This is a genomic window from Bradyrhizobium erythrophlei (assembly GCF_042430365.1).
Classification (GTDB): domain Bacteria; phylum Pseudomonadota; class Alphaproteobacteria; order Rhizobiales; family Xanthobacteraceae; genus Bradyrhizobium; species Bradyrhizobium erythrophlei.
This window is the reverse complement of the sequence record NZ_JBHMET010000274.1, coordinates 103,434-129,896: the sequence shown is the minus strand read 5'-3', so window position 1 is coordinate 129,896 and position 26,463 is coordinate 103,434. Positions and strand designations below refer to the sequence as shown.

Here is a 26,463-nt window from a genome sequence, read left to right as displayed (position 1 = left end):
AAGCGCAGTCGCCCCGTCACCGCTTGGGTAACGGCTTGGCTACCATCAGGACACCCCGCCCAATGTGCTCGCGTGTGACCACGACAGACGGCAGGTCTCCTGGCTCACGGGTCTTTGCCGTTCGTCGCCTTCCCGAGCAGCGCTCAGTGGCAAATGACGAAAAGCTCGCCGTTTACAGTTGCGGGGACAGCCGCGGCATAGGGTTGCCCCGCACCGCATTCCCTTTTGATCCCCGAAGGGAACCGTCGGAATCACGATAGGTGACTGCGGTCCGACCGTCAATGACGGGACATGTTCGTTCACGTTCCCGGCGCACGGGCGTTCCGCCCTCATCTCACGGAGTGAAGTCCAACGCCGGCGCCAATGTCCTGCGCGATGCGATCGCGCTCGTCGACGACCGGGCGCTAACGTCGATGGCTGCTTGAGGTGAGCTCGGGATAGCCGTTCAACGTCAGCTTGTCGGCGCGCACGCCCCAGCTCTCGAGACGGTCGAGAAAACTCATGCCGAGCAGGTTGGCCCTCATCTGCCCGCGCGGTACCACCAGCGCCGGCACCGACTTCTCGACCAGCTTGCCGACTGCGAGGCGGTCGAGCGTCAGCCGCGCCGCTTTGGTGTGACCGCCGGCGGTCTCGAGATCGACATTGTATTCGAGCATCTCGATCGGCAGCCCGATCGCCTTGGCTGTTTCCCAGGTCAGCACCACCGAGGTCGCGCCGGTGTCGATCACCATCGGCGCGCTGACGCCGTTGATCTTGGCCCGGAACGCGAATTCGCCGCCTTGGCCGCGCGTGATCTGCACCGCGGGGGCAGGGGGCGTGCTGCCGCTGCCAAGCATATGCGAGATGTGGTCCCTGGCGCGGACGATCTGTTCGGGGTCGCCATAGGCGATGACGGCGCCGGCGGTTGCCAACAGCATCAGGAGGACGAGGACGATCCGGGTCATCGTGCATCCCCCCGCATCGCAGGCGCGATCAGGCGCGTTTGGGGCGCGGCTCCATGCGCTCGAGCCCGGCCTCGGCCATCCGTTCCGGCAACAGCACCATCGTCGCGAGCCGTTCGGCACTGTCCATCTTGTGCCAGCGCGCGATCTCCGGAAGCGTGCGCCCGCATCCGAAGCAGAGCTTCGTTCGGGGGTCCATCATGCAGACTGCGATACACGGCGTGTCCTGGCTCATGTTTCGAGTGTTGAACGGTTTCGGCCGCGAGTGCAAGTCCGGCCAGAAGCGCAATATTGCCGTTGCGCTTCAGCTTTTCGTTTTGAGTATGAATCTGCTCATACTCTTCCGGCTCATGCTCTACAGACCGGTTCCGGCACTCATGATCGATCGATGACGCACGCGCTTGCGGTCGTCGGTTGAGGCGACCTCAACCGTCTCCGGCTGCAGCGGCGGCGATTCTTCCGACATCGGTGCCAGCGCGCTCATCACGCGCTCCGGCGGGAAGGTGACGATCACCTCGGTGCCGATGCGCAGCTTCGATTTCAGCGTGAAGGTACCGCCATGCATGTCGATCAGGCTTTTCGCGATCGGTAGCCCAAGGCCTGCGCCCTGTTCGGCCGACTTGATTGAGTTCGAGCCCTGGCCGAACGAGGCCAGCACGATCGGGATCTCGTCCTCGGCGATGCCCGAGCCGGTGTCCTTGACGCTCAGATACTGGCCGCCGGACGCGGTCCAGCCGACCTTGAGCCAGATCTCGCCGCCCTGCGGGGTGAACTTGATCGAGTTGGAGAGCAGGTTGAGCACGACCTGGCGGATGGCGCGCTCGTCGCCCCAGATCCGCGGCATGCCCTGCTCGAACACCTCGTGGATGGTGATGCCGCGGCTGGTCGCACGCAGCTTCAACAGATGGTGGCAGTCGGCGACGACATGCACCAGCGCGACGGCCTCCTCGTTGAGCTCGTAGCGGCCGGCCTCGATGCGCGACAGGTCGAGGATTTCGTTGATCAGGTTGAGCAGATGCACGCCGGAGTTATGGATATCGGCGGAATATTCCTTGTAGACCGCCACGGTGTGCGCGCCGAAGATCTCGCTCTTCATCACCTCGGAAAAGCCGAGGATCGCGTTCAGCGGTGTGCGCAGCTCGTGGCTCATCTGGGCGAGGAAGCGCGACTTGGCGACGTTGGCGGATTCGGCGCGATGCCGCGCCTCGTCGGAGATCGCCTTGGCCTGCTCCAGCTCGCCGATCAGCGCGTCCTTTTCGGCGCGCGCCTCCAATGTCGCCAGCGTGGTCGAGTGCAGGCGGTGGGCGAGCAGGGCGAAATAGCCTTCTGCGGCAAGCGCGAGCAGCGCCAGCACATAATTATCGAAGCCGCCGCTCAGCACCAGGTCGAGCGCGATCGCGACCGTCACCGGCACGGTCGCCGCAAGCGCTGCGATCGGCAGACTCGCCGCCAGCATGCTGGAGACCGCGATCACCAGCAGCATCAGGAACATCATCAGCGTGTTGGAGGCGAGGTCGCGTCCGGCCGGGTGGATCAGGATCGCGGTCCAGCACAGGCCGTAGGCGAGGTCGAGCAGCACAAAGCGCGTCCGCCATTTGCGGGTCACCGCGAGCGTGGGCGGCTCGGCGAGGAAGCGGGAACAGCTGCGGATGATGGCGGCGTGGACGCAGAGCATGCCGCAGGTCCATGCGGCGGCGACGATCGGCTGCATCCACAGCAGCCCGAACAGGATGCCGGTCGCCACCACCAGCAGCATCACGACATAGGACGCCGAGATCCGGGTCTGGGCATATTGGCGGAGCAATTCGGCGTCGAAGGCGGGGCGGGTTCCACTCGTTGACGTTAACCGATCGCGCGCCTCGCGCACCCGCTGGGCCGCGGCACGCCGGCTGTTCACCGGCGCTGCGGCTTGAGGTCCTGCCGGAAGCTGCACAACTTCAGGCTTTTCTGCGGGATTACTCATAAACAACACAAAATCCTGCCCGCGAACCGCGCGAGCTTTTGCATTGTCTATCTGTGCAGCCAAATCATTAAGCGATGACTTAAAGAGCTAAAAAATCACCTTAACGACTGGTTAAATTAACCTTTGGGCATTTACCCAATGGACCTCGCACGACCCAGGTTCGTGGGAGGTGGGAGGGGCGCGGCAGAGCCGCGCCGTGCCGTTCGTTCCAAACCTGGATGCTAGCGCTGCAGGCGGGCGAGCAGGCTCGACGTATCCCAGCGCTTGCCGCCCATCTTCTCGACCTCGGAATAGAACTGGTCGACCAAGGCCGTCACCGGCAGGGTGGCGCCGTTCCGCCGCGCTTCCGACAGGCAGATCGAGAGATCCTTGCGCATCCATTCGACCGCGAAGCCGAAATCGTACTTGCCCTCGTTCATGGTCTTGTAGCGGTTCTCCATCTGCCAGGACTGCGCCGCGCCCTTGGAGATGGTGTCGATCACCGCGGCGACGTCGAGGCCGGATTTCTTGGCGAAGTGGATGCCCTCGGAGAGGCCCTGCACGAGGCCGGCGATGCAGATCTGGTTGACCATTTTTGTCAGTTGGCCGGCGCCGGCCGGGCCGAGCAGTTTGCACATCCTTGCATAGGCGGCGATGACCGGCTCGGCGCCGGCGTAAGCCGCCGCGCTGCCGCCGCACATCACGGTCAGCGCGCCGTTCTCGGCGCCGGCCTGGCCGCCGGACACCGGGGCATCGACGAAGTTGAAGCCGGCCTTGGTGGCCGCGGCATCGAGCTCGCGGGCGACCTCGGCGGAAGCTGTGGTGTGGTCGACGAAGGTCGCGCCCTTCTTCATCCCGGCGAAGGCGCCGTCGGCACCGATCGTGACCGCGCGCAGGTCGTTGTCGTTGCCGACGCAGCACATCACGAAATCCTGACCTTCGGCGGCGGCCTTCGGTGTCGCTGCGGTCTTTCCGCCGAACTTGTCAGCCCATTCCTTCGCCTTTGCCGCGGTCCGGTTGTAGACGGTGACCTCGTGGCCGCCATTCTTCACGAGGTGTCCCGCCATCGGGAAACCCATCACGCCGAGACCGAGAAAAGCGACTTTAGCCATGTGTGCTACCTTGTTTTTGCCTTGGTGATTGCCCTGACGGCCGCGCCGGTGGGCCTGCGCGGGCTGGGCATGTCTTCCATGGAGGGAGCCGCACCATACCCCCTGCGCAGCGGAGGGCAACGGCTTCGTTGGGTGCGAGCTTCCGGTTTTGTGCTAGGCTGGGGGTACCAAAGAACCTGACAAAAAAGGGAGTGTCTCGCATGGGCGTGAGCGTGGGTGTGCTCGATCATTTCAACATCCGGACCCGGAATCTCGCCGATACGGTCCGCTTCTATGAGGACATTCTCGGGCTCGAGAAGGGCGCGCGGCCGAATTTCGCCTTCCCGGGCGCCTGGATGTACAGCGAGGGCAAGGCCGTGGTGCATCTGGTCGATATTTCCAAGACCGACGAGCCGCAAAAGCCGGATTCTGGCGTCGTTCATCACGTCGCTTTCGCAAGCCAGGGCTTTGCCGGCATGAAGAAGCGGCTGGAATCCAAGGGCATGGAATTCGACTCCCGCCAGGTTCCGGGCGGCGATCTCTGGCAGATCTTTGTCAACGACCCCAACGGGGTCATGATCGAGTTGAACTATGAGGCCGCCAAGGAAGAGGCTGGCGCGGCCCCGGCCGAGCGGCGCGACGACGTCGGAGCGAGGTAGCCTTTTGCGCCGCAACGCTCTATGGGTCGCATCCTGGGCCTGATCCGGAAAGGTGGTTTTCCGGCGCGACAAACGCGATGCGTTTGCGCGGAGATCTAGCCCCGCTTGAATCAGGAGATGCGCGGGTGAGCGTGACGCAGCAACAGGTCCTCGATAGCCTTGCCAGGGTGATGTCGCCGCGCGGCGTCGCCCTGACCAACGCCAATGTGCTGTCGGCGATCACGGTGACCGACGGCAAGGTGTTCTTCTCGATCAATGTCGATGCCGCCGAGGCGCGTGCCTGGGAGAGCGTGCGCGTGCACGCCGAAAACGCCGTCCGTGCCATTCCCGGCGTCAGCGTCGCGATGATTGCGCTCACCGCCGAGCGCAAGCCGGGGAGCGCACCGCCCCCGCCGCCGCGTCCCGCCAGCGGCGTCCCGCCCGCCGCAGCGCATCGCCATCCGCAGCCGCCCGGCGCCGCTTCGCCGATGGCGCGGCAGGCCGAGATTCCCGGCATCTCCGCCGTCATCGCGGTGGCCTCGGGCAAGGGCGGCGTCGGCAAGTCGACCACCGCGCTCAACCTCGCGCTCGGCTTGCGCGATCTCGGGCTTCGCGTCGGGCTGCTCGATGCCGATATCTACGGACCGTCGGTGCCGCGGCTGACCGGCATCCGCGAGAAGCCGCAGCTCAACGACGACAAGAAGATGATCCCGCTCCAGCGCTTCGGCCTGTCGATCATGTCGATCGGCTTCCTGGTCGAGGAAGACACCGCGATGATCTGGCGCGGGCCGATGGTGATGTCGGCGATCACCCAGATGCTGCGCGACGTCGCCTGGGGCACGCTCGACGTGCTCGTCGTCGACATGCCGCCCGGCACCGGCGACGCCCAGCTCACGCTGGCGCAGAATGTCCCGCTGAAGGGGGCCGTCATCATCTCGACGCCGCAGGACCTGTCGCTGATCGACGCGCGGCGGGGCCTGGCGATGTTCAAGAAGGTCAATGTGCCCGTGCTCGGCATTGTCGAGAATATGAGCTACTTCCAGTGCCCGCATTGCGGCACGCGGTCGGACATTTTCGGCCATGGCGGCGCCCGCCATGAGGCCGAGCGGCTGGGAGTGCCGTTCCTCGGTGAAATCCCGCTCGATATCGCCATCCGCACCACCTCCGATTCCGGCAATCCGGTGGTCGAGAGCGAGCCGGACGGCCCGCACGCGGCGATTTACCGCGCGATCGGGGCCAAGGTCCGCGAGCAGCTTCAAGGCGTGATTGCCGCGGCCTAGGGCTGCTCTGCCGGCCTCGGCGGCCGTTCTTCACAGAACTGTCGCTCTGAATGGTTGCTGGACCGCTTTCGGTCTGTATGTTTGTGAAGAGATAGCCGAATCGTACCAGCCTGTCCGTCAGCTTGAGGGAGTCTATGGCCAAGCAGAAACGCGGGAAAGGCCGTGAGGCGACGATCAACGTGGCTTCGTCACGCGAAGCAAAAGGAGCGGGCCGCAAGCATCTCACGCGGGAAGAGCGCGAAGCGGCAGCCCACGTGGCGTTCAACCTTGCGAAGAAATCCGACTCGCTCGGGGAGGCTGCGGCGGCGGTCGCGAAGATGTTTGGCGTTAGCTTCACGACAGCACAGAGCTGGATCCGACGCGGACGACACTTGGCCAATCAACCCAGGAAATCGAGGGCTACGACGAGGCGCTGATTGGCGCGGAAACGTCTCGATAGAGAGAGCATCGGGACAGTACGCCTCCTCACCGCCGGAGGCTCGCGCACTCGGACTCTTCGGCCATGGCGGCGCTCGCCATGAGGCCGAGCGGTTGGGGGTGCCGTCCCCCGGCGAAATCCCGCTGGATATTGCCATCCGCACCTCCTCGGATTCCGGTCAGCCGATGGTCGAAGGCGAGCCGGATGGCCTGCACGCGGCGATTTACCGCGCGATCGGGGGCAAGGTCCGCGAGCAACTCCAGGGCGTGATTGCCGCGGCCTGACGCGGCGCATTCCCAGGTGATTTCAGCGAAAGCCTGCCCGGACGCTGGACAGCCGGCGACTTCCGGTTCGCGAAGCAGCGCGTCTCCGGCACCATGAATACTTGCGGCGGACAGCGGTCCGCCGCCTCGTCACCTCTCGCGACCCAAGATCGAAGTCCTCTCTCGAGATCGGTCTTCGGGCATTCAGTCATCAGCGTGAAATCTGGCGCTGCGACACTCCGTCGCCCTAGACAAAAGAATCGGAGGAGGTTCACAGCGATGACTTTTGCAAAGATAGCCGTGGGAAAGACAGCTTTGGGGCTGCTGGCCGGCGTAGCCTTGGGTACGGCGGCTCAGGCCGCCGACATTGATCGTGTCCTGCTCGTCAGCGTGGACGGTTTGCATGCGCTCGACGTTGCGCGCTATGTCGAAGGACACCCGAACTCCGCCCTGGCCGAGTTGTCCCGTCACGGCATCACCTACAGCAACGCCCGGACACCGGCCAATTCCGATTCGTTTCCCGGCCTGCTCGCGCTGGTGACGGGTGGATCGCCGATCTCCCACGGCCTGTTCTATGACGTCAGCTATGACCGCACCCTGTTTGACCCCGGCAACACGACCTGCCAGGGCAAGGCCGGCAACATGATGGTGTTCGACGAGAGCATCGACAAATACAACAGTAACAACGTCTCCCAGAATGTCATCGATCCGAAGGCGCTGCCGCGCGGACGCAACGCGCTCGGCCAGTGCGTCCCGGTCTATCCCCACAACGCCATCCGCACCAATACGATCTTCGAAGTCGTCAAGAGCAAGGGTGGCCGCACGGCGTGGGCGGACAAGCACCCGGCCTACGATCTCGTCAACGGTCCGTCGGGCAGGGGCGTGGATGATCTCTACACGCCGGAAATCACCAACGTGAACGGTTTCGACGCCACCGTCGGCGTCGATTGCACGGTTGCGAACGACCAGTTGAAGGTCGCGGCCATATTGAAGGAGATCGGCGGCTTCACGCACGATGGCCAGCCTGCCGGCGGCGCGCCGAAGCTGTTTGGAATGAACTTCCAGGCGGTGAGCGTCGGGCAGAAGCTGTCCAAGGATAACAGGGACGGCAGTTGCGGGCAGAGCACTCACTCGGGCCAGCCCGGCGGCTACGTCGACGGCGCCGGGACGCCAAGCGCGGTGCTCGCCTTTGGCTTGCAGAAGACCGACGAAGCCCTGGGCAGCATGATCCAGGCGCTCAAGAACCGCGGCCTGTACGAGTCGACACTGTTCATTGTCAGTGCCAAGCACGGCCAGTCGCCGATCAACCCGGCCAAGGTCAACAAGCCGGGCCATTTCGCCGACCTCGTTGCCGCGCTGCCGGATGCCGCAACCAATCCGGGGGCACAGGCCATCGCGAGCGCCAATGCCTGCTCAACGGGTCCGTGTGGATTTGTCCAGGATGACGACGTCGCGCTGATCTGGCTGCAGGATCAAACCAAGACCCAGGCGGCTATTGATTATCTGAACGCCAACGCCAAGGCCTTGTTCATTGATGAGGTGATCGGCGGGGACGACCTGAAGCTCAAGTTCAATGATCCGGCGCTTGATAGTCGCACTCCCGATATCATCGTGCAGCCGGCCTACGGCACCGTCTATACGACGTCGGGCAAGAAGAACGCCGAGCACGGCGGATTCAGTTTCGGCGACACCAACGTCGCGCTGCTTGTTTCCAATCCGCGCTTTCCGGCAGTCACGCTCAAAACGCCGGTCGCGACCTCGCAGGTTGCACCGACGATCCTGCAAGCGCTCCACATCGAACCCGAAGCGCTCAATTCCGTGCGGGTCGAGCGCACGCCGGTGCTGCCGGGCCTGTGGGACAATCGTCAGGAAGGGCGTTGGGACCGCTGAGCGCCGCGATCGTTGAGCTACGACCGAGGGGCCCGTGCTCCTCGGTTTCGCGTTTCTCGAGCTTTGATTCTGATTCAATCGGAATCGAAGCTCTAATCTAGTGGCCGGATCTCTCGCGCCGCACAGGCGTCACTGCCGACAATAGCCGGCTGGCGTTCGAAGGCGGCGGCGGGACGTTGCCGGCCGGCGGCCCGGCTCCAGGCAGCGGCAGGGCGAGCGTGACGGTCTCTTGATCCTTCTCCAGGGTTGCTTCTCGGCCGTGAACCGATGCCAGCCTCCAGCCCTGATAGTAGTCACCCGTCTTCAGCCGAACGTCGGTCTTGGTCGATGGGTTCAGGAAAATCCCGAAGCTCGTGCCGCTGGTTGCAATGGTACCGACCAAGGCGAGCTGCGGACGTTCGGGCTCGGGTGGTTTTGGCGCAGGGGCGACGGCCTTCGCGACCGGAGCCGCCGCGACAGCAGGGACCGGCGGTCGCCGCGACGACGAGAAGATTGGCCGGTCGCGTGTGCTGGACAATGCCGTGAGCGGGACTGCCCATATTGGGTTGCCGCGCAGCTCGCGCTCCTGGATCGGCGCGGCGGTCGCGGGAGCTCTGATGGCGTCCTCGGGTGCGACAGATTGCTCCCGGATGGCAGGCGCGGCTGATGACTCGATCGAGAATGTATCCTCGGACAGCGCATCGGCGACAGGAAAGGTCTGCGCCGGGACATCGTGCGGCGGTAACGCCAGAAACACGATACCCACCGCCAGCCTCAGCATCATTTGCCTCCCCGCCGTCCGTTATTGAACCGGACCATGACAACTGTACGAAATCGCGGGAGACGCTTGTTTTCGCGCGCAGGACGGACGTCAATTGTGCCCGGTCAGGCCGAATCCCGAGGCATCAGACTTTCGTTTAATGGGCGCAGTCATGCCATTGTCGCGTTTCCGGCCGGCAACTTCCGTGATAAAGGGCCGGCCAGAGCGCCCCGGTGGCCTGTGAGTTCGTCCCGCCGAGGAGATGCTTGCCGCCACTGGGAAACGCCCCGCAAGGAGAAGCCTTAAAATGAAGCGTCGTGATTTTTTGAAAGTTTCAGCGGCGGGTGCTGCCGCGACAGCCGTTGCTGCGCCGGCGATTGCGCAGTCGTCTCCCGAGGTCAAGTGGCGCCTGACGTCGAGCTTCCCGAAGTCGCTTGACACCATCTATGGCGGCGCCGAGCAGGTCGCGAAATACGTCGCCGAAATGACCGACAACAAGTTCCAGATCCAGGTGTTCGCGGCCGGTGAAATCGTGCCCGGCCTGCAGGCGCTGGACGCGACCTCCAACGGCACCGTCGAAATGTCGCACACGGTCGCCTACTACTATGTCGGCAAGGACCCGACCTTTGCGATCTACGCCTCGGTCCCGTTCGGTCTCAACGCCCGCCAGCAGAACTCCTGGTGGTACCAGGGCGGCGGTGAGGCACTCGGCAACGAGTTCTTCAAGAAGTTCGGCGTGATCGGCTTCCCGACCGGCAACACCGGCACCCAGATGGGCGGCTGGTTCCGCAAGGAGATCAAGACGGTCGCCGATCTCTCCGGCCTCAAATTCCGCATCGGCGGCATTGCCGGTCAGGTCCTGCAGAAGGTCGGCGTGGTGCCGCAGCAGCTCGCCGGCGGCGACATCTATCCGGCGCTGGAAAAGGGCACCATCGACGCCGCCGAGTGGGTCGGCCCCTATGACGATGAGAAGCTCGGCTTCCAGAAGGTCGCCAAGTACTACTACTATCCGGGCTTCTGGGAAGGCGGCCCGATGGTGCACTCCTTCGTCAACCTGGAGAAGTGGAACGCGCTGCCGAAGAGCTATCAGGCGATCCTGACCAATGCCTGCGCCAACGCCAACAGCTGGATGAATGCGCGCTACGACATGCAGAACCCGTCGGCGCTGAAGCGGCTGGTTGCCGGCGGCACCCAGCTCCGTCCGTTCACCAACGAAGTGCTCGAGGCCTGCCTCAAGGCCACCAACGAGCTGTGGGCCGAGATCTCGGCCAAGAACGCCGACTTCAAGAAGTCGATCGACGCCATGCAGGCCTACCGCTCCGACCAGTATCTGTGGTGGCAGGTCGCCGAATACACCTTCGACAGCTTCATGATCCGCTCGCGCACCCGCGGCTGATCGGCCACCATAGCGTTTTCGAGCGAGGTGGATCCCGGTTCGCGTGAAGAAAGCGCCTCAAAATAGGAATCCAAGGCTTCGGTTCTGAACCGAAGCCTTCGACTTAAGTAGCCCGGTCTCCGAGAGGAGGCCGGGCTTTTTGTGTCTGGTGTTCGGGAACCGGTTGTTTCATGCTCGACCCGAAGCTCGAACGAGAAGGCGCCAAGCCTCGCAGGGGCAACACAATCAATTGGGAGGATTCAATGAAACGACGAGATTTTATCAAGGTCACCGGGATCGGCGCGGCAGGCGCCGCCGCGACCTTGGCCGCGCCGGCAATCGCGCAGTCGATGCCGGAGATCAAGTGGCGGATGACGGCAAGCTGGCCGAAGTCGCTCGACACGCTCTACGGCGGTGCCGAGTTGATGGCGAAGGCGGTTGCCGAGGCCACCGACAACAAATTCCAGATTCAGGTCTTCTCCGCGGGCGAAATCGTGCCGGGCCTGCAGGTGCTCGACGCCGTGCAGAGCGCCACCGTGGAAATGGGCCACACCGCGTCCTACTACTACTTCGGCAAGGATCCGACCTTCACCTTCGGCTCGGCGGTCCCGTTCGGTCCCAACCAGCGCATCAACCAGGCTTGGTATCTGCTCGGCGGCGGCAGGGAACTGCTCAACGAGTTCTACAAGAGCTACAACGTCACCTCGCTGCTTGCCGGCAACACCGGTTGCCAGATGGGCGGCTGGTTCCGCAAGGAGATCAACACGGTCGACGATCTCAAGGGACTTAAATTCCGCATCGGCGGCTTTGCCGGGCGCGTGCTGCAGAAGCTGGGCTGTGTCCCGCAGCAGCTCGCCGGCGGCGACATCTATCCTGCGCTGGAAAAAGGCACGATTGACGGTGCGGAGTGGGTCGGTCCGTACGATGACGAGAAGCTCGGCTTCTACAAGGTCGCGCCGCACTACTACTTCCCAGGCTGGTGGGAAGGCGGCCCGATACTGCTTGCAATCGTCAATCTCGACAAATGGCATGCGCTGCCGAAATACTATCAGAGCGTGCTCGAGCAGGCCGGGCATCTCTCCAACAGCTGGATGATGGCGAGGTACGATCAGGCCAACCCGATGGCGCTGAAGAAGCTGCTCGCCAGTGGCACCAAGCTGCGTCCGTTCCCGGCGCCGGTGATGGAAGCCTCCTTCAAAGCGGCGAAGGAGCTGCATGCCGAGGTTTCCGCAACCAATGCCAACTTCAAGAAGGTCTATGACTCGCTGACGTCGTTCTCTAACAACGGCTATCAATGGTTCCAGGTTGCCGAGGTCGGCTACGACAATTTCATGGCGCGCCACTCCCAGGCGTGAGCCTGATCCGGAAAGTGGGGATCGGCCTTCGGAGCGGACGGCCCAGCCAAACGAACGGGACGACGGCTCGAGAGAGGGCGTCCCGTTCCGGCCCGCTGACATGGCCGTCCGGCCAAGCGAGGTCCTGGAGCGAAAGCTCCGGGGCTTTGTCCAAGGTCTTGCCGGGTAGCCGAGGTCGGATGACTGCCTTTTTGTCTGATTCGTGCTAGGATTCCCCTACGGCGCGAATGACGGCATGACATGAGGATTTTGGGTCTCATCCTGCGGACGCTGTTTTTGATCGTGGTGGTCGTGGTAACGGCTCGCGTGGCTTACCCGCAAAACGAGACGTTGTGGTCGGTCTATGATACGCCCGACGAACTGCTTCGCGTCGTATTGGGCGCTGCGGTCTGCATCTTCGTAGCCGTCCAGATATTTCGCTATTCCAGAGACCCCGTGGACATGCGCAGGTGGGTCGTCATTGGGATCGCCGCCGTTCCGCTTGCGCTGTTGTGCGCCGTGGTGATCTGGTAAGCGCGTTCGCTGACCGTTTCGGGCCCCACCATTTGAACCTAAGCAAAGGGGTTAGTAAACGAGCTCGTTGGGCGGGCTGCACTTCAGCCGGTATGTCTCGCCTCGTCTTGGAGACGACTGCTGCCACGGGACGTTGTGGAGCACTGTTTTTACAAATTGCGGCCCGCTCGACGGGGTGACCTCCAAGGTCACTTTTACAAGCCAGTATCCTATCGGCGCGTAAGGCAGCTCTTCGGAATGCAGAACTCTGGCGATGCAATCATTCAGCTTGGCGGGGGATGCTTGGGCGCTCGATAGGCCGCCCAGGCATGCCGCGGCCACTAGCGGCACAACACCGAAGACGGTGCGTTTCATGGCGTCTTTCCTTGACAAAGGGCTGACCCGACACGGTATCGAGTGGCTACCATTGCATTTGCCCCGTCGATCAAAACGGGAATGGGAATGAGCGCACGGGAAGGCGGCTTTCGAAGCTCAATCCGGTGGCCGGTCCGGTGCGGTAATGGCCGTTAAAATGCCCTCCACCCGGACAATAATTCGGGTCCTGACGCTCGCGATCGTCGGTTTTCCAGCGATGGTTTCGCTGCCGATAGAGTGTGTGCCAGCAACGGCAGTTCTGGTCACAAACGAGCCGAACCCGATCGACGCTTGAGAGTTGTTGCGACGACAGCCCTGTGACGTGAACAGGTGCCGCGCAGACTTCCGATGCCATCAAGGCCGCGGCCGCAGCGATGAGAAACAGGAGCGTTGTGTGTTTCATATTTGTCTCATCGTCACGCTTGCGAGGCTACCGATCCTTCGAGTGAATCACGGCGGCCAACTCAATTGAGGAACGATGCCCCTATTTCTTTGGCAATTGCTTTGGCGGCGATGATGGGAGCGTTGATACGCTACCCTGCGTTGTCCGAACCACCGGGTTTTTCTGCACGGTGGGCCCGCCAATAACGCTTTGCTTCTTCGGACCGCCGACTGCGCTTTGTGCGGCCGCGGATCCCGCCCAGATAGTACAGAGAATAGCCGCCAAGGTGAGTATGTTTTTCATTCGCGGGCTCCTCCAGTCAGTAACTATGTATGGCGCTTGTTAGCGGGCAGGTGGCCCGGCTTCGCTGACCACCTGCGGGGAGGTGGCAGGCACGTCGTCCAAGGCACATTTGCGCCAATCGTCGGATGCGCAGTTTGTCGGCCAACCGCCACCAAGCGCCATGAACAGGGCGGCGGTGTCCGAGAGGCGTGTCGCCTGGGCCTGAACGCGGACGACTGCAGCCGTCAGATATACCTGCTGGGCATTGAGCACGACCACCTGATTGACCTGCCCGAGAGCAAGCTGCTTCTGAATGATGTCGAGACTGGCCTTCGCGGCGAGTTCGGCCTTGACCGCTGCTTGCAAGGCACGCGCGTCGGCCTGCAGACTTCGCAAGGCGTCGGCGACGTTCTGCATTGCCGTGATGACGGCCTGGCGATAGAGCGCGTCCGCCTGGTCCACCGCGGCCTCCGCGGCCTTCTGCTTGTGGTAAAGCGTCAGGCCATCGAAGAGCGGCTGGGTCATGCTCGCCGCGATGACATAGAAGCTGGTCCCTGGCGTGAACAACTCGGCCAGGCTGAAGCCGGCGGCTCCGGCATTTCCGGTAATCGTGACGTTGGGCAGCCGCGCCGCGATCGACACGCCGAGCAGGGCGTTGGTCGAGTGCAGCAGCGCCTCCGCGGCCCTGACGTCTGGACGCTGGCGTATCACCTTGCTCGGCAGGCTCACCGGCAGATTTGCGGGTAGCGTCAGGCGGTCGAGCGTAAACTTCTGCAGGATTTCGTCCGCAGAGAATTGCCCGGCAAGCGAAGTCAGGAGGTCGCGCTGGACGGCGAGCTGCTTTTCGAGCGGCGGCAGGAGTTGTTCGGACTGGGCCAGCGCGGCCTCCTGCGCCAGCACGTCGACCTGGGCGGCGCTGCCTGCGTTGAACTGGTTCTTCACGATGTCCAGGATGCCGCGTTCAATCTTCACAACGCGCTGGATCGCAGCAATCTGGCCGCGAAGTGATGCTTCCTGGATCGCCGCACTGACGACGTTGGCAGTCAGCGTGAGGTAGGCCGCTTCCAGCTGGAACAGTTGCTGCTCGGATATCGCGTCGAGGCTCTCGACGGCGCGAATATTCTGGCCCCAAATGTCCGGCACGAAACTGACGTTCAATTGCGCGGTATGAAGGGAAAATACCGACGGGGACTGGCCACCCGGGCCCGAACCCGATGCGCCGGAAATTTGCTGCTGGGAGGGCGTGTAATTTGCGCCGATCTGCGGGAAGAAAAGCCCCCGCTGGGCCAGCGCGTTGTATTGCGCGATTCTGATCGATGCCTCGGCCGATTGCAGGGTGGGGTTGTGCTCGACTGACATCTTGATCAACTCGTCGAGCGGCCTTGACCGAAATGCCGTCCACCACCGCCGAGACACGTCCTCTCCGCTGACGAAATGCTGCTTTGGCACGCGCGGGCCCCCGGCGCTTGTGCTCGGGGAAGATAGCTTCTCTGGTGTGTAGCGATCGACATCCGGAGCGGCCGGCGGCGCGAAATTCGGGCCGACGGCGCAGCTTGCCAGCAACAGCCCGGCGGTGCCGACGCCAAGCGTCGGGCGCAGGGCGCGCCTTCTGCACAGCGCGAGTGGAACAACAATCCTTGCGACGGTCTCGGACATCAGCCGCACCCCTAATGCGCCGTTTCGGGCGGCACTTCGGCCGCGCTGTCTTCGCTCGGCGCTTCCCTTTCCTGCGACAGGAATATCTTGCGCAAGGCGGGCGCCACCACGAGCAGCAGCAACGGTCCGATGAACATGCCGCCGACCACCACCGTCGCAAGCGGCCGCTGCACCTGGCTGCCGATACCATGCGAGAGCGCAGCCGGGAACAGGCCGACGCCGGCGGAGAGCGCGGTCATCAGCATCGGGCGCATGCGCTGCTCGGCACCGTTGAACACGGCCTCCGCGATGCTCAGGCCTGAGGCCCGCAGCTCGCGGAAGTAGGTGATGTTGAGGATGCCGTCCATCACAGCGACACCGAACAGCGAGATGAAGCCGATCGCTGCCGAGATCGAGAAATCGAGCCCGGCCAGGAACAGCGCGATCAACCCGCCGCCGACCGCGAAAGGGATGCCGGCCAGCGCCAGCAGACTGTCGCGCACCGAGTTGAATAGGCTGTAGAGCAGCACGAAGATCAGCAGCAGTGTCACCGGCACCACGATCATCAGGCGGGCCTTGGCGGCCTCGAGATTGTCGAACTCGCCGGACCAGATCATCCGATAACCGGTGGGGAGCTGCACGGCCGCTGCGACGCGTGCCTGTGCCTCCGCCACCGTGCTGCCCAGATCGCGGCCGCGCACGCTGAACTTGATCGGGATATAACGCTGGCTGCGCTCGCGATAGATGAACGACGCGCCGGTATCGAGCGAGATGTCAGCGAGCTCACTGAGTGGGATATAGGCGTTGGTGCCCGATGGCGTCGAGTAGGCGACCTTGATCTCGCGGACTGCGTCGATGCTCTTGCGGAATTTCGGGTCGAGCCGCACTGAGACGCCGAACTGCCGATCAGCCTCCAGCACCGTCGTAGCGTTGGTGCCGCCGAGCGCCGCCTGCACGACGGTGGTCACGTCGCCGGTATTGAGACCGTAGCGCGCGGTCTTCTCGCGGTTGACCCTGATGTTAAGGTTGGGCTGCCCGACGAGATGGAAGATGCCGAGATCGGCGACGCCGCGAATCTTGGCCATTTCCTGCGCGACCTTGCCTGCGAGTTGTTCGAGCACGTCGAGGTTCGGGCCGATGATCTTGACCGAGTTCGCGCCCTTCACCCCCGACAGCGCCTCTTCGACGTTGTCCTGGATGTATTGCGAGAAGTTGAAGGTGACGCCCGGCATCTCCTCATCGAACTCCTTCTGCAACTCCTCGGTGAGCTTCTCCTTGGTCAGGCCGGGAGGCCATTGGTCGAACGGCTTGATCGGAGCGAACAGCTCGACATTGGAGAACGCCGAGGCGTCGCTGCCATTGTCGGGACGGCCGTGCTGCGAGACCACCGTGATGATCTCGGGGTGACGCAGCAGGATCTCGCGCATCTTGCGCGTCGGCTCGGTGCCGGCATCGAGCGAGATGGTCGGCGGCATCGAGGCGCGGATCCAGAAATTGCCTTCCTCGAGCGCGGGCAGGAACTCGCTGCCGAGCCGGCTCGCCGCCAGCGTGCTGAGGCCGAGGAAGATGACGCCGGCCAGTACCGCGACCTTCACATTCGCAAGCGACCAGCGCAGCACCGGCGTGTAGCTCCTGCGCAGCCAGCGCACGATGACGGTCTCGGTTTCCTCGATGTGCTTCGGCAGCAGTAGCGACGCCAGCACCGGCGTCACCGTGAACGTCGCGAGCAGCGCGCCGGCCAGCGCATAGCCATAGGTGCGGGCCATCGGGCCGAAGATCTGGCCCTCGACGCCCTGCATGGTGAACAGCGGCACGAAGGCGGTGACGGTGATCGCCGCGGTGAAGAACACCGCCTTGTCGACCTGCAGCGCGCTGACGAAGATCATGCGCAGGCGTTCGGTCCACCCAGGTGCTGAGGCCTGCCCCGGTGTCGGGGCGGTCGGATCGGGACCCCAATAGCCTGCCGCGAGGTGCTGCAGCACGCGCAGGCGGTTCTCGGGACTGGACTGGAAGTTGCGGAAGATGTTTTCCATCATGATGACGGCGGAATCGACGATGATGCCGAAATCGACCGCGCCGAGCGACAGCAGGTTGGCGTCCTCGCCCTGCAGCACCAGGATGATGATGGCGAAGAACAGCGCGAACGGGATGTTGGCGCTGACGATCAGCGCGCTGCGCAGGTCGCCGAGGAACACCCACTGGATCACGAACACCAGGAGGCAGCCGAACACCAGATTGTGCAGCACCGTGTGCGTGGTGACGCTGACCAGCGAGCTGCGATCGTAATAGGGAACGATCTTGACGCCCGGGGGCAGGGTGCCGTCGCTGTTGATCTTTGCTACCTCTTCCTTGACCTTCGGAATGATGTCGTTGGTGTGCTGGGTGCGCCCCATCACGACGATCGCGGCGGCGACATCGTCGTCCTTGTCCTTGCCCGCGATGCCGAGCCGCGGCACATAGCCGACAGAGACTTTCGCGACGTTCTTGATCTGGATCGGCAGGCCGTTCGACTGGGCGAGGACGATGTTCTCGATGTCCTGGACCTTGTAGCCCTTGGTGATGTCGTCATCGCCGCCGGAATTGATCAGGCCGATGCCGCGGATGTTGACGGACTGCTGGCCGATCGAGATCTCGCGGCCTCCGACATTGACGTTGGAGTTGCCGAGCGCGCTGACCAGCTGCGGCACCGTGATGTTGTAGGCCTCGAGCTTTTGCAGGTCGGCGTCGACGTTGAACTGCTTGGTGGTGCCGCCCCAGGCATTGATCTGCACCACGCCCGGGATCGTCATCAGGCGGCGGGTGACCACGTAGTCCTGCAGTGTCCTGAGATTGGTCAGGCCGAAATTCGGCGGCCCGACGAGCCGGTAGCGGTAGATCTCGCCGACCAGGCTCGACTGCTGGATGGTCGGGACCAGGTTGTTCGGAAGCTGAATGTTCTGCGTGATGCTGTTGGCGGCCTGGGTGAGCGCGAAATAGTAGTCGACGCCGTACCGGAACGTGACCCGCACGAACGACAGGCCGTAGAACGACGTCGAGCGGATGTTGACCACGCCAGGCGTCGGGTAGAGCCCGACCTCCATCGGCACCGTGTAGTATTTCTCCATCTCCTCGGCGGAGAGCCCGGGAGCCTGCGCCGTAATCTCCAGGATCACCGGCGCCGGGTTCGGATAGGCCTCGATGTTCAGGCGAGTGAACGCGGCGAGGCCGGCGGCGCAGAACACCACGAGGCCCAGCACGATGATGGCACTGCGGGTCAGGCCGAACTGAAGGATGCTTTTGACCAAGGTGCTGTACTTGCTCTGGAGCGGCGGCGGGACGTCGCCGGGATCGCGCGCGGCGGCTAGCCCGTGGCCGCGTTGGCGAACTTGTTGCTGAGGAAGATCGCGCCTGTTGACGCGACCTTTTCGCCTGCGGCGAGGCCGTCAAGGATCTGGCGCCAGCCGTCCTGCTCCATCCCGACCTTCACCGACCGCCGGTCGAAGCGACGGCCGTCGCTGGTGACCCACACCGTCATCGTTCCGTCGCCCTCGCGCACGATGGCTTCCGAAGGCACGCCGACCGACAGCTTCGGGGGTTCGGTTTCGATGGTGAAGCTCGCCAGCATCCCGGCGCGCAGCTTGCGCTGGGGATCGTCGATGACGGAGCGCACGAGCTGGCGGTGCGAGTTCGGATCGATGTTGAGACCGAGCGTTGTCACGCGTCCGCGAAACACCTCGGCGGGATAGGCCGGCACGCGGACTTCCACCGGCTGACCGATCCGGTAGGCAGGTGCGTCGGTCTCGATCACGTTGGCGACCATCCACATGGTCGAGAGGTCGGCCAGCGAATAGGGCGCCGGCGCGTTGCCCGGCTGCACGTAGAGACCGGTCGCGGCGTTGCGCGCGATGATCCGCCCCGAGATCGGGCTCGGGACGACCAAGATGGAATCCACCTTGCGGTCGGCGACGATCCGGTCGATCTCCTCGTCGCTCTTGCCGAAGATGCGCACCGCGTTGCGCGCCGCCTTGTAATTGCCCTCCGCGGTCTGCTGGTCCGAGGTGGCCTGGTCGACGTCCTTCTGCGCACCGCCGCCGGTCTTCAGGAGTTGCCTGACCCGCGCCAGCGTTCTCGTCTGCAATTCGAGCACGCCGGCCGCAGCCAGCAGGGACGATTCCGCCTGAACCAGGTCCGGGCTGTCGATCGTGAACAGCGTGTCGCCGGCCTTCACCTCGTCGCCGACGTTGAAGAATGTGTCGACGATCCGGCCCGGATTGGTCGTAAAGGCCTGCACCAGCATGTTCTGGTTGAAATCGATCGAGCCGACCGCGTTCTTCAGCGTCCTGAAGGAGCGCTGTTCGGCGGCCATGATCTTCAGCGTCGTGGCCTGCTTGTCGTTGAGTTCGACATATTGCTGCTCGACATTGACGTCCCGTGCCGCCGCGGGCTGGGACGCCCTGGCGCTGTCGAGGCCATCGGCGCGCGTCAACAGCCACGCGCCGGCCAGAAGCCCGATCAATACGGGTGTCGCCGCATAGCCTGCGTACTTCATGTGAAATGACATCGCCCGCCCGATTCGTCGCCGCATGGAGAGTTTGTGCAGGAAGCGAGGTCGCGCGGTGAGCCGTGACGTCGATCCCCGGAAGGAACGCCCCCTGTTATCAGGCCGGGCTGACGCCAGCCTTACAAGGGGTCACATAACGGCGCGGCCAGCGAACGAATTTTGATTGCAGCGGGAGCGCATTTATCTATTTTCACAGGTGCTTGCGGCAATCGCAGGGGGCGGGCCGCGAGTGATGCCAGGTGGAATGAGATGCGCCTTCTGATCGTCGAGGACAATGCCGAACTGTCGCGCCTGATCGCCACCGGGCTGATGGCGGCGGGATATGAGGCCGATATCGTCGGCGGCGTCGCCGAGGCGCGCGACGCGCTGCGCAGCGTCAATTATGCCGCGATGATCCTCGATCTCGGTCTGCCCGACGGTGACGGCATGTCGGTGCTGTCGGAGCTGCGCCGCAAGATGGACCCGCTGCCGGTTCTGGTGTTGACCGCGCGCAGCGGCCTGCAGGATCGGGTCAACGGCCTGCGCAGCGGCGCGGACGACTACCTCGCGAAGCCGTTCGCGCTGGAAGAGCTGGTGGCGCGGCTGGAGGCGATCCTGCGCCGGCCCGGGCAGCTGCTCGGCTCCTCGCTCAATCTTGCCAATCTCGTCTACGATACCGAAAGCCGCCAGGTCTTCATCGACGGCGAGCCCCGGATCTTCTCGGCGCGCGAGACCTCGGTGCTCGAGATATTGCTGCGGCGGCAGGGACGGGTGGTGCCGAAGAAGAACGTCGAGGACCACATCTTCGGGCTGTCGGGCGAGGTCGCCTCCAACGCCGTCGAGGTCTACGTCTCGCGGCTGCGCAAGCTGCTCGCCGAGCATCATGCCAAGGTCATGATCCACACCATCCGCGGCGTCGGCTATCTGATGGCCGAGGAGAAATAACGTGTTCCGTTTCACGTCGCTGACGTCGCGGATCGTGTTCCTGCACATCGTCGCCGTCGCGGTCGCCGCGATCTTCCTGCCGCTCCTGCTGCTGTGGCTCCTGAACTCGGAGATCGACCAGCTGCATCGCGAGGCGATGCGCGACCAGGCCGACGTGCTCGCCGAGAAGCTTGTCGTCGGCGCCGACGGCAAGGCGGTGCTCAACTTGCCGGACAGCCTGAAGGATCTCTATTCCGAGGCCTACGGCCGCTATCGCTACGACATCTACGACGCCGACGGCCGCCTGCTGTTCTCATCGCATCGCGCCGAGCCGCCCAAGCAGACCTTGTCCGGCACGATCGCCGGCGCGGGCGTCACCCGGGACGTCGGCGGCGAGACGCTCCGCATCCACGTGGCCGAAGACCTGTCGCATCGCGACGTCATCATCGACGACATCGTCGCCAACTTCTTCCGGCGGGTTGCCTGGATTACGATCCCAATCCTCTTGATCCTGCTCGCCACCGACATCGTGATCTTCCGCCGCGCCGTGAGCCCGCTGCTGCGCGCCTCGGAGGAGGCGCGGAATATCGGGCCGTCGCGCACGGACATCCGCCTGCCGACGGAAGGGATACCGAGCGAGATCCTGCCGCTGGTGACGGCCGTCAACCAGGCCTTCGACCGGCTCGAGGACGGCTTTCGGGTGCAGCGGCAGTTCACCGCCGACGCGGCGCATCAGCTTCGGACGCCGCTAGCGATCCTAAGGACGCGGATCGAGACATTGAAGGCAGGCGAGGGCACCGACGAACTCCATGCCGATATCGAGAGCATGGGCCGCATCGTCAGCCAACTGCTCGAGATCGCCGAGCTCGACACGCTGGTGCTCGATCCCGCCGAGACCGCCGACCTGCGCGCGGTGTGCGCTGAGGTGGTCGGCTCGATCGCGCCCTACGCGCTGGCGCGGCGCAAGGACATCGCGCTGCGCGGCACCGACGATCCGGTGCCGGTCCGGGGTAACGCCGAGATGCTGCAGCGGGCGATCTTCAATCTGGCGGAGAACGCCATCAAATACACCGCGGAGCAGACCTCCGTGGACGTCGAGGTCCGCGACGACGGTTCGGTGCGGGTGCGCGATTGCGGGCCCGGCATTCCGCCCGGCGAGCAGGGCCTGATCTTCCAGCGCTTCTGGCGTGGCGATCGCCGGCGCGCCGACGGGGCGGGGCTCGGGCTCTCGATCGTGCGCGGGGTGGCGGACGACCACGCCGCAACCGTTGCGGTGGAGAACCTGCCTGACGGCGGAGCCCAGTTCACCCTGAGCTTCCGCCTCGCGACCGCGGCCTCCTGATCTGCCGCGCCCGCCGTGCGGCGAGCCTGCCGGCTTATTTCACCTTGCCGTTGGACAGGTCCATGATCATGTGCGTGGTCAGGTACAGGCGCGGCACGATGCTGTTGATCTGCACGTATTCGGCATCGTTGGAGTGCGCGCCGAAGCCCGACAGGCCCATGCCTTCCACCACGGCGCCCTTCGTCTTGAGCGCGGCGAACGCGGCGTCGGTGCCGCCGCCCGTGGCCCTCTCGGCCACGTTCAGCGACATGCCCAGCTCCTGATAAATCGTCTTGCCGTGGTCGGCCACGCGGCGCGAAGCGTCGTTGGCTTCGAGCGGCGGGCGGCGCAGCTCGAATTTCACGTCCACCTTGGAATCGGGGAGCAGGTGGGTCTTGATCTTGTCTTGCAACGCCTTCTCGAGCTCGTCGAAATCCGACACCTTGAGCGCTCGCGCATCGGCCTGGGCCATGGCTTCGGCGGGGATCACGTTGCGATTGGTGCCGGACTTGGAAACCGTCCAGTTCAGCTTCAGGCCCTGCTCGGCCTTGGACAGATCCTTCATCTGCAGCACCTGGTGCGACAGCTCATAGAGTGCGTTCACGCCGCCTTCAGGCCTCGCGCCCGCATGCGACGACTTGCCCTGCACCGTGAGGTAGGCCGAGCCGATGCCGCTGGTGGCGAGGCGGAGCGTGCTGCCGCCTTCAAACGAGAACACGGCATCCTGCTCCGCGGCGACGCGGGTAATGGTGCTGCGCCAGCCGGGCGAACTGATCTCCTCGTCGCCATTGATGAGCACTGTGAGCGTGCCGTAGTCCTTGACGTTCAGCTTCTGCAGCAGGGCCACCGTATGGATGATGGTGGCGACGCCCTGCTTGTCGTCGGCAATGCCAAGCCCGTAAGCCTTGTCGCCATCGATGCGGAACGGTTGGTCCTTCAGCATGCCCTTGAGGTACACCGTGTCCATGTGCGCGATCAGCATGATCTTCACGCTGCCGGTGCCCTTGAAGACGGCCTGCACGGCCGGGCCGATCTTCTCGGGAGTGTCGTCCAGGCGATAGATGTCGGTGGCTTGCAGGATCTCCACCGCGCCGCCGAGCTGCTTGAGCTGGCCGGCGATCCGCTCGGCGATCTGGTTTAGCCCTTCGATGTCCTTGCTGCCGGATTCGATCTGCACGAGGTCGCGCAGCGTGTCGAGCAGCGGCCGCTCCTCCTGCTGCGCCAGCGCGCGGATGTCGGCCGCCGGCGCTGCATGCGCTACGGCGGCGAATGCCAGCCAGAGCGAGGCGATCAACGGGCGAACGAAGGATGGAGCAGGGCGCGGTTGGGGCATGGGGCAACGGTCCAGGGGTTGGAGGATGATCCAGTCTTCCGTCTGCTTGTCATGCCCCGCCTTCGCAGGGCATGACGGGGAGGGTGACGGCCGCTACTGCTTCGGCTGGCCGAAATCGAGCGGCGGCAGTTCGGGAAAGCGATCACGGTCGCGACCATGATCGCCGGGTGGAGATTCGGAAAGGGGCTTCGCGAGACAATCACCGGGGATCCTACAGCTCTGTTCTCACCTTCCAGAGCTCCGGGAACAACACGACGTCGAGCATCCTGCGCAAATAGGAGACGCCGGAGGTGCCGCCGGTACCCTGCTTCAGGCCGATGATCCGCTCGACCGTGGTGACGTGGTTGAAGCGCCAGCGGCGGAAATAATCCTCGAAGTCGACCAGCTTCTCCGCCAGTTCGTAGAACATCCAGTAGGTTCCGGGAGATGCGTAGATCGTCTTCCAGGCGGCCAGAACCTTGTCATTTTCGCTCCGCGTCGCGCGCCAATCGGTGCGATGCGCATCCTCGCCTATATCGAAGCCATTGCGTCCGAGCAGAAGCAAGGCCTCGTCGTAGAGGCTGGGTGCGGCAAGAATCTCCTCCAGCCTCGCGACGATGTCGCCGCGATGATCGTGCGGACGCAGCATCGCCGGGTTGCGGTTGCCGGCGAGGAATTCGATCGCCCGGTACTGGTACGACTGAAAGCCGGAGGACTGTCCGAGCCGGTCGCGAAACTTGGTGTATTCGCTCGGCGTCATCGTCCGCAACACGTCCCAGGCATTGTTGAGTTGTTCGAAGATCCGCGCCATGCGCGATAGCATCTTGAAGGCGGACTGAAGCTGATCCTGGCGAATGGCACTGATCGCCGAGCGGATTTCGTGAATCGCAAGCTTCATCCAGAGTTCGGACGTTTGGTGCTGGATGATGAACAGCAGCTCGTCATGCGCGTCCGAGAGCGGCTTCTGGGCTCCCAGGACAAGTTCCAGATTCAGATAGTCGCTGTAAGACATGCGTCCTGCAAACGACATCTGGGCTCCCTCTTGGGAGGGGTCGTAGGGTTTGTCGGTCATGTCACGAGGGCCTTCTTGCGATATTCGGCGTTGTCCCACCGTCGGTTGGCGATGACATCAGCGATCACGTCGACCGCGGCGCGAACCTCCGCTTCCCCGATGTAGAGCGGCGTGAAGCCGAAGCGCATCGCGTCCGGCGCCCGGAAATCGCCGATCACGCCGCGCGCGATCAGTGCCTGCATGATCGCGTAGCCATTGTCGTGACGGAACGAGACCTGGCTGCCGCGTTTGCTTCCGTCGCGCGGCGAGGCCAGCTTCAGCTCCTGACAGCGCGCCTCCACTTCGCGGATGAACAGTTCGGCGAGCGCGATCGACGCCTGACGCACCTCGTTCATGCTGACGCCGTCCCAGACATCGAGCGCGGCGTCGAGCGCCGCCATTGCGATCACCGGCGGCGTTCCGACCCGCATCCGCTCGATCCCCGAGCCGGGCCGGTAGTCGAGATCGAACGCAAACGGCGACTGATGTCCCATCCACCCCGACAGCGCCGGCCGTGCGTTCTCGGCATGCTCAGGCGCCACATAGATGAAGGCCGGCGCGCCGGGGCCGGCATTGAGATATTTGTAGGTGCAGCCAACCGCGAAATCCGCTTTCGCACCCAGCACATCGACCGGCATCGCGCCCGCGGAATGTGCCAGATCCCAGATCGTGATGGCGCCGGCGCCGTGCGCCTTCTGCGTCAGGGCGGCCATGTCGTGAAGGCGGCCGGTGCGGTAGTCGACCTCGGTCAGCATCGTCGCAGCGATCGTGTCGTCGATGGCGGCTTCGACGTCCTCAGGCGCGACGACCTTGAGCTGATATCCCCGGTCGAGCGTCCTGAGCAGACCTTCGGCCATGTAGAGATCGGACGGAAAGTTTCCGTTGTCGGTCAACACCACGCGCCGGGATGGGTTGAGCTCGAGCGCGGAGGCCAGCGCCTGGTAGACCTTGATCGAGAGCGTGTCGCCGACGACCACCGTGCCCTCTGGCGCTCCGATCAGCCGGCCGATGCGGTCGCCGATCCGGCGCGGCTGGACCATCCAGCCGGCGCTGTTCCAGCCACGGATCAGCTGCTTTCCCCATTCTTCCGATATCATGCGGTGGACGCGTTCCGAGACCGCAACGGGCAACGGGCCCAGCGAATTGCCGTCCAGATAGATCACGCCATCCGGCAGGCTGAACTGCGATTGCGTTCGTTTGAAATCGGTCATCCGTTTCCCTCACGCGCAACAGCAAATACTGCCATGCGAGCCATTTACTTCAAGCCTGAAATTTATAGGCATGAAATACATTCCCGCTGTGTCTCGGGCGTCCATGCTATTAGATTCCGTCAACCCGCGTCGCATTTATCGGCGCTGACCTCTCAGGTCCCGAATGGACAACGGCCCATGATTTTCCATCAGGTTTCCGACTGGAATGATGCCTATGCTAACGCCGCCAACATACCCGGCGGCGAACGCTGGCCGGGGGCGTGGGTGCAGCCGGCCCAGGCCTATCGTGATGAGCTTCAGGGCAGCGCCCGCGCCATGCTCGACATCAGCTATGGCGAGAACGCACGGAACCGGTTTGACCTGTTCCTCCCGCAAGGTTCGCCCCAGGGCCTGGTCGTGTTTGTCCATGGTGGCTTCTGGCGCGCGCTCGACAAGAGCTACTGGTCGAACCTGGCGCGCGGGTCCGTCGACAGCGGCTATGCGGTGGCGATGCCGTCCTACACGCTGTGCCCTGCTGTTCGCATCGCGGACATCACGCGTGAGGTCGGCGCCGCGGTCGAGCGGGCCGCCTCGATGGTCGAGGGGCCGCTATTTCTGACGGGCCACTCCGCGGGCGGCCATCTGGTCACGCGCATGATCTCGGCGACGTCGCCGCTGTCGGATCAGGTGCGGGCGCGGATCCAACACACGCTCTCGATTTCCGGCCTCCATGACCTGCGGCCGCTGATGAAGACCGCCATGAACGCCGATCTCAGGATTGATGAGGCGGAAGCATGGGCCGAAAGCCCGGCATTGCTGCAGCCATTGCCCGAGGCACGGGTGACCTGCTGGGTCGGCGGTGCGGAACGTCCGGAATTCATCCGTCAGAATGCCCTGCTGGCCAACATCTGGACCGGCCTCGGGGCGCGGACCTGCACCATCGAGGAACCCGGCCGGCATCATTTCGACGTCATTGACGGTCTTGCCGATCACCGTCATCCGATGGTCCGGGCGCTGTTGTCTGCCACCTAGCCATCGGCGGTCGCTC

At 64.0% G+C, this 26,463-nt stretch carries 24 protein-coding genes and 1 riboswitch; of the genes, 11 read left to right on the top strand and 13 right to left on the bottom strand.

Features of this window, described 5'->3' with window-relative positions; all coding sequences use genetic code 11:
* Nucleotides 1-72: 72 nt before the first annotated feature.
* Nucleotides 73-262: riboswitch (cobalamin riboswitch) on the bottom strand.
* A gap of 142 nt (nt 263-404) precedes the next feature.
* The 4 genes from ACFFWD_RS42580 to ACFFWD_RS42565 all read right to left on the bottom strand — a co-directional run bounded on the left by ACFFWD_RS42580 (nt 405) and on the right by ACFFWD_RS42565 (nt 3,995).
* Nucleotides 405-944 carry a TIGR02281 family clan AA aspartic protease gene (locus ACFFWD_RS42580; protein ID WP_376975403.1) on the bottom strand — a complete coding sequence of 180 codons (540 nt, stop codon included), beginning with the start codon at nt 942-944 and terminating at the stop codon, nt 405-407.
* A 28-nt stretch (nt 945-972) separates the two neighbouring features.
* On the bottom strand, nt 973-1,176 hold the full coding sequence (locus ACFFWD_RS42575; protein WP_376975402.1) for a DUF1289 domain-containing protein: 204 nt from the start codon (nt 1,174-1,176) through the stop codon (nt 973-975).
* A gap of 120 nt (nt 1,177-1,296) precedes the next feature.
* Nucleotides 1,297-2,904: a sensor histidine kinase gene (locus ACFFWD_RS42570; protein WP_376975401.1), complete on the bottom strand. Its 1,608-nt coding sequence runs from the start codon at nt 2,902-2,904 to the stop codon at nt 1,297-1,299.
* 221 nt (nt 2,905-3,125) lie between these two features.
* A complete protein-coding gene (locus ACFFWD_RS42565; RefSeq protein ID WP_376975399.1) occupies nt 3,126-3,995 on the bottom strand; it encodes an NAD(P)-dependent oxidoreductase in 870 nt (289 codons plus the stop codon).
* Between the two features lie 200 nt (nt 3,996-4,195).
* On the opposite strand from ACFFWD_RS42565, the gene ACFFWD_RS42560 reads away from it, so the two are divergent.
* The 5 genes from ACFFWD_RS42560 (at nt 4,196) to ACFFWD_RS42540 (ending at nt 8,463) form a co-directional block, all read left to right on the top strand.
* Entirely contained in the window at nt 4,196-4,633 is a 438-nt protein-coding gene (locus tag ACFFWD_RS42560; RefSeq protein ID WP_376975398.1) for a VOC family protein, read from the top strand.
* Between the two features lie 125 nt (nt 4,634-4,758).
* Nucleotides 4,759-5,892: an Mrp/NBP35 family ATP-binding protein gene (locus ACFFWD_RS42555; RefSeq protein ID WP_376975397.1), complete on the top strand. Its 1,134-nt coding sequence runs from the start codon at nt 4,759-4,761 to the stop codon at nt 5,890-5,892.
* 134 nt (nt 5,893-6,026) lie between these two features.
* Nucleotides 6,027-6,308, top strand: a complete 282-nt coding sequence (locus tag ACFFWD_RS42550; protein WP_376975396.1) for a hypothetical protein — start codon at nt 6,027-6,029, stop codon at nt 6,306-6,308.
* Nucleotides 6,214-6,594 carry a P-loop NTPase gene (locus ACFFWD_RS42545; protein WP_376975395.1) on the top strand — a complete coding sequence of 127 codons (381 nt, stop codon included), beginning with the start codon at nt 6,214-6,216 and terminating at the stop codon, nt 6,592-6,594. The genes ACFFWD_RS42550 and ACFFWD_RS42545 overlap by 95 nt, the downstream gene beginning before the upstream one ends.
* Before the next feature lie 93 nt (nt 6,595-6,687).
* A complete protein-coding gene (locus tag ACFFWD_RS42540; protein WP_376975394.1) occupies nt 6,688-8,463 on the top strand; it encodes an alkaline phosphatase family protein in 1,776 nt (591 codons plus the stop codon).
* A 97-nt stretch (nt 8,464-8,560) separates the two neighbouring features.
* On the opposite strand, the gene ACFFWD_RS42535 is transcribed toward ACFFWD_RS42540, so the two are convergent.
* Nucleotides 8,561-9,223 (bottom strand): hypothetical protein, encoded by a 663-nt coding sequence (locus tag ACFFWD_RS42535; protein WP_376975393.1) that lies wholly within the window; start codon nt 9,221-9,223, stop codon nt 8,561-8,563.
* A 286-nt stretch (nt 9,224-9,509) separates the two neighbouring features.
* Here ACFFWD_RS42535 and ACFFWD_RS42530 point away from each other — a divergent pair, with 286 nt between their 5' ends.
* From ACFFWD_RS42530 to ACFFWD_RS42520, 3 genes are all read left to right on the top strand, one after another.
* Nucleotides 9,510-10,598 carry a TRAP transporter substrate-binding protein gene (locus ACFFWD_RS42530; RefSeq protein ID WP_376975392.1) on the top strand — a complete coding sequence of 363 codons (1,089 nt, stop codon included), beginning with the start codon at nt 9,510-9,512 and terminating at the stop codon, nt 10,596-10,598.
* 242 nt (nt 10,599-10,840) lie between these two features.
* The gene (locus tag ACFFWD_RS42525) at nt 10,841-11,932 is read left to right on the top strand and encodes a TRAP transporter substrate-binding protein (protein ID WP_376975390.1); all 1,092 of its coding nucleotides are present in this window, start codon (nt 10,841-10,843) and stop codon (nt 11,930-11,932) included.
* A gap of 240 nt (nt 11,933-12,172) precedes the next feature.
* Entirely contained in the window at nt 12,173-12,445 is a 273-nt protein-coding gene (locus ACFFWD_RS42520) for a hypothetical protein (RefSeq protein ID WP_376975389.1), read from the top strand.
* 51 nt (nt 12,446-12,496) lie between these two features.
* Here ACFFWD_RS42520 and ACFFWD_RS42515 read toward each other — a convergent pair whose 3' ends face one another.
* The 5 genes from ACFFWD_RS42515 to ACFFWD_RS42495 form a co-directional block, all read right to left on the bottom strand.
* Entirely contained in the window at nt 12,497-12,799 is a 303-nt protein-coding gene (locus ACFFWD_RS42515; protein ID WP_376975388.1) for a hypothetical protein, read from the bottom strand.
* 70 nt (nt 12,800-12,869) lie between these two features.
* A complete protein-coding gene (locus tag ACFFWD_RS42510) occupies nt 12,870-13,202 on the bottom strand; it encodes a hypothetical protein (protein WP_376975387.1) in 333 nt (110 codons plus the stop codon).
* 321 nt (nt 13,203-13,523) lie between these two features.
* Nucleotides 13,524-15,119 (bottom strand): efflux transporter outer membrane subunit, encoded by a 1,596-nt coding sequence (locus ACFFWD_RS42505; protein ID WP_376975386.1) that lies wholly within the window; start codon nt 15,117-15,119, stop codon nt 13,524-13,526.
* An 11-nt stretch (nt 15,120-15,130) separates the two neighbouring features.
* On the bottom strand, nt 15,131-18,382 hold the full coding sequence (locus ACFFWD_RS42500; protein ID WP_376975385.1) for an efflux RND transporter permease subunit: 3,252 nt from the start codon (nt 18,380-18,382) through the stop codon (nt 15,131-15,133).
* A gap of 56 nt (nt 18,383-18,438) precedes the next feature.
* Complete coding sequence (locus ACFFWD_RS42495; protein WP_376975384.1) at nt 18,439-19,626, bottom strand: efflux RND transporter periplasmic adaptor subunit; 1,188 nt, start codon at nt 19,624-19,626, stop codon at nt 18,439-18,441.
* Nucleotides 19,627-19,887: 261 nt separating this feature from the next.
* On the opposite strand from ACFFWD_RS42495, the gene ACFFWD_RS42490 reads away from it, so the two are divergent.
* Nucleotides 19,888-20,562 carry a response regulator gene (locus ACFFWD_RS42490; RefSeq protein ID WP_376975383.1) on the top strand — a complete coding sequence of 225 codons (675 nt, stop codon included), beginning with the start codon at nt 19,888-19,890 and terminating at the stop codon, nt 20,560-20,562.
* Between the two features lies 1 nt (nt 20,563).
* Nucleotides 20,564-21,883, top strand: coding sequence for a sensor histidine kinase (locus ACFFWD_RS42485; RefSeq protein WP_376975382.1), 1,320 nt, complete (start codon nt 20,564-20,566; stop codon nt 21,881-21,883).
* 34 nt (nt 21,884-21,917) lie between these two features.
* Here the strand turns inward: ACFFWD_RS42485 and ACFFWD_RS42480 are convergent, their stop codons facing one another.
* The 3 genes from ACFFWD_RS42480 to kynU all read right to left on the bottom strand — a co-directional run bounded on the left by ACFFWD_RS42480 (nt 21,918) and on the right by kynU (nt 25,436).
* Entirely contained in the window at nt 21,918-23,195 is a 1,278-nt protein-coding gene (locus ACFFWD_RS42480) for a M20/M25/M40 family metallo-hydrolase (RefSeq protein WP_376975381.1), read from the bottom strand.
* A 211-nt stretch (nt 23,196-23,406) separates the two neighbouring features.
* Nucleotides 23,407-24,246, bottom strand: a complete 840-nt coding sequence (gene kynA, locus ACFFWD_RS42475) for a tryptophan 2,3-dioxygenase (RefSeq protein WP_376975380.1) — start codon at nt 24,244-24,246, stop codon at nt 23,407-23,409.
* Complete coding sequence (gene kynU / locus ACFFWD_RS42470; protein WP_376975379.1) at nt 24,243-25,436, bottom strand: kynureninase; 1,194 nt, start codon at nt 25,434-25,436, stop codon at nt 24,243-24,245. Before kynU ends, kynA begins: the two co-directional genes overlap by 4 nt.
* A 177-nt stretch (nt 25,437-25,613) precedes the next feature.
* On the opposite strand from kynU, the gene ACFFWD_RS42465 reads away from it, so the two are divergent.
* A complete protein-coding gene (locus tag ACFFWD_RS42465; RefSeq protein ID WP_376975378.1) occupies nt 25,614-26,447 on the top strand; it encodes a hormone-sensitive lipase in 834 nt (277 codons plus the stop codon).
* The last annotated feature ends 16 nt before the right edge of the window (nt 26,448-26,463 follow it).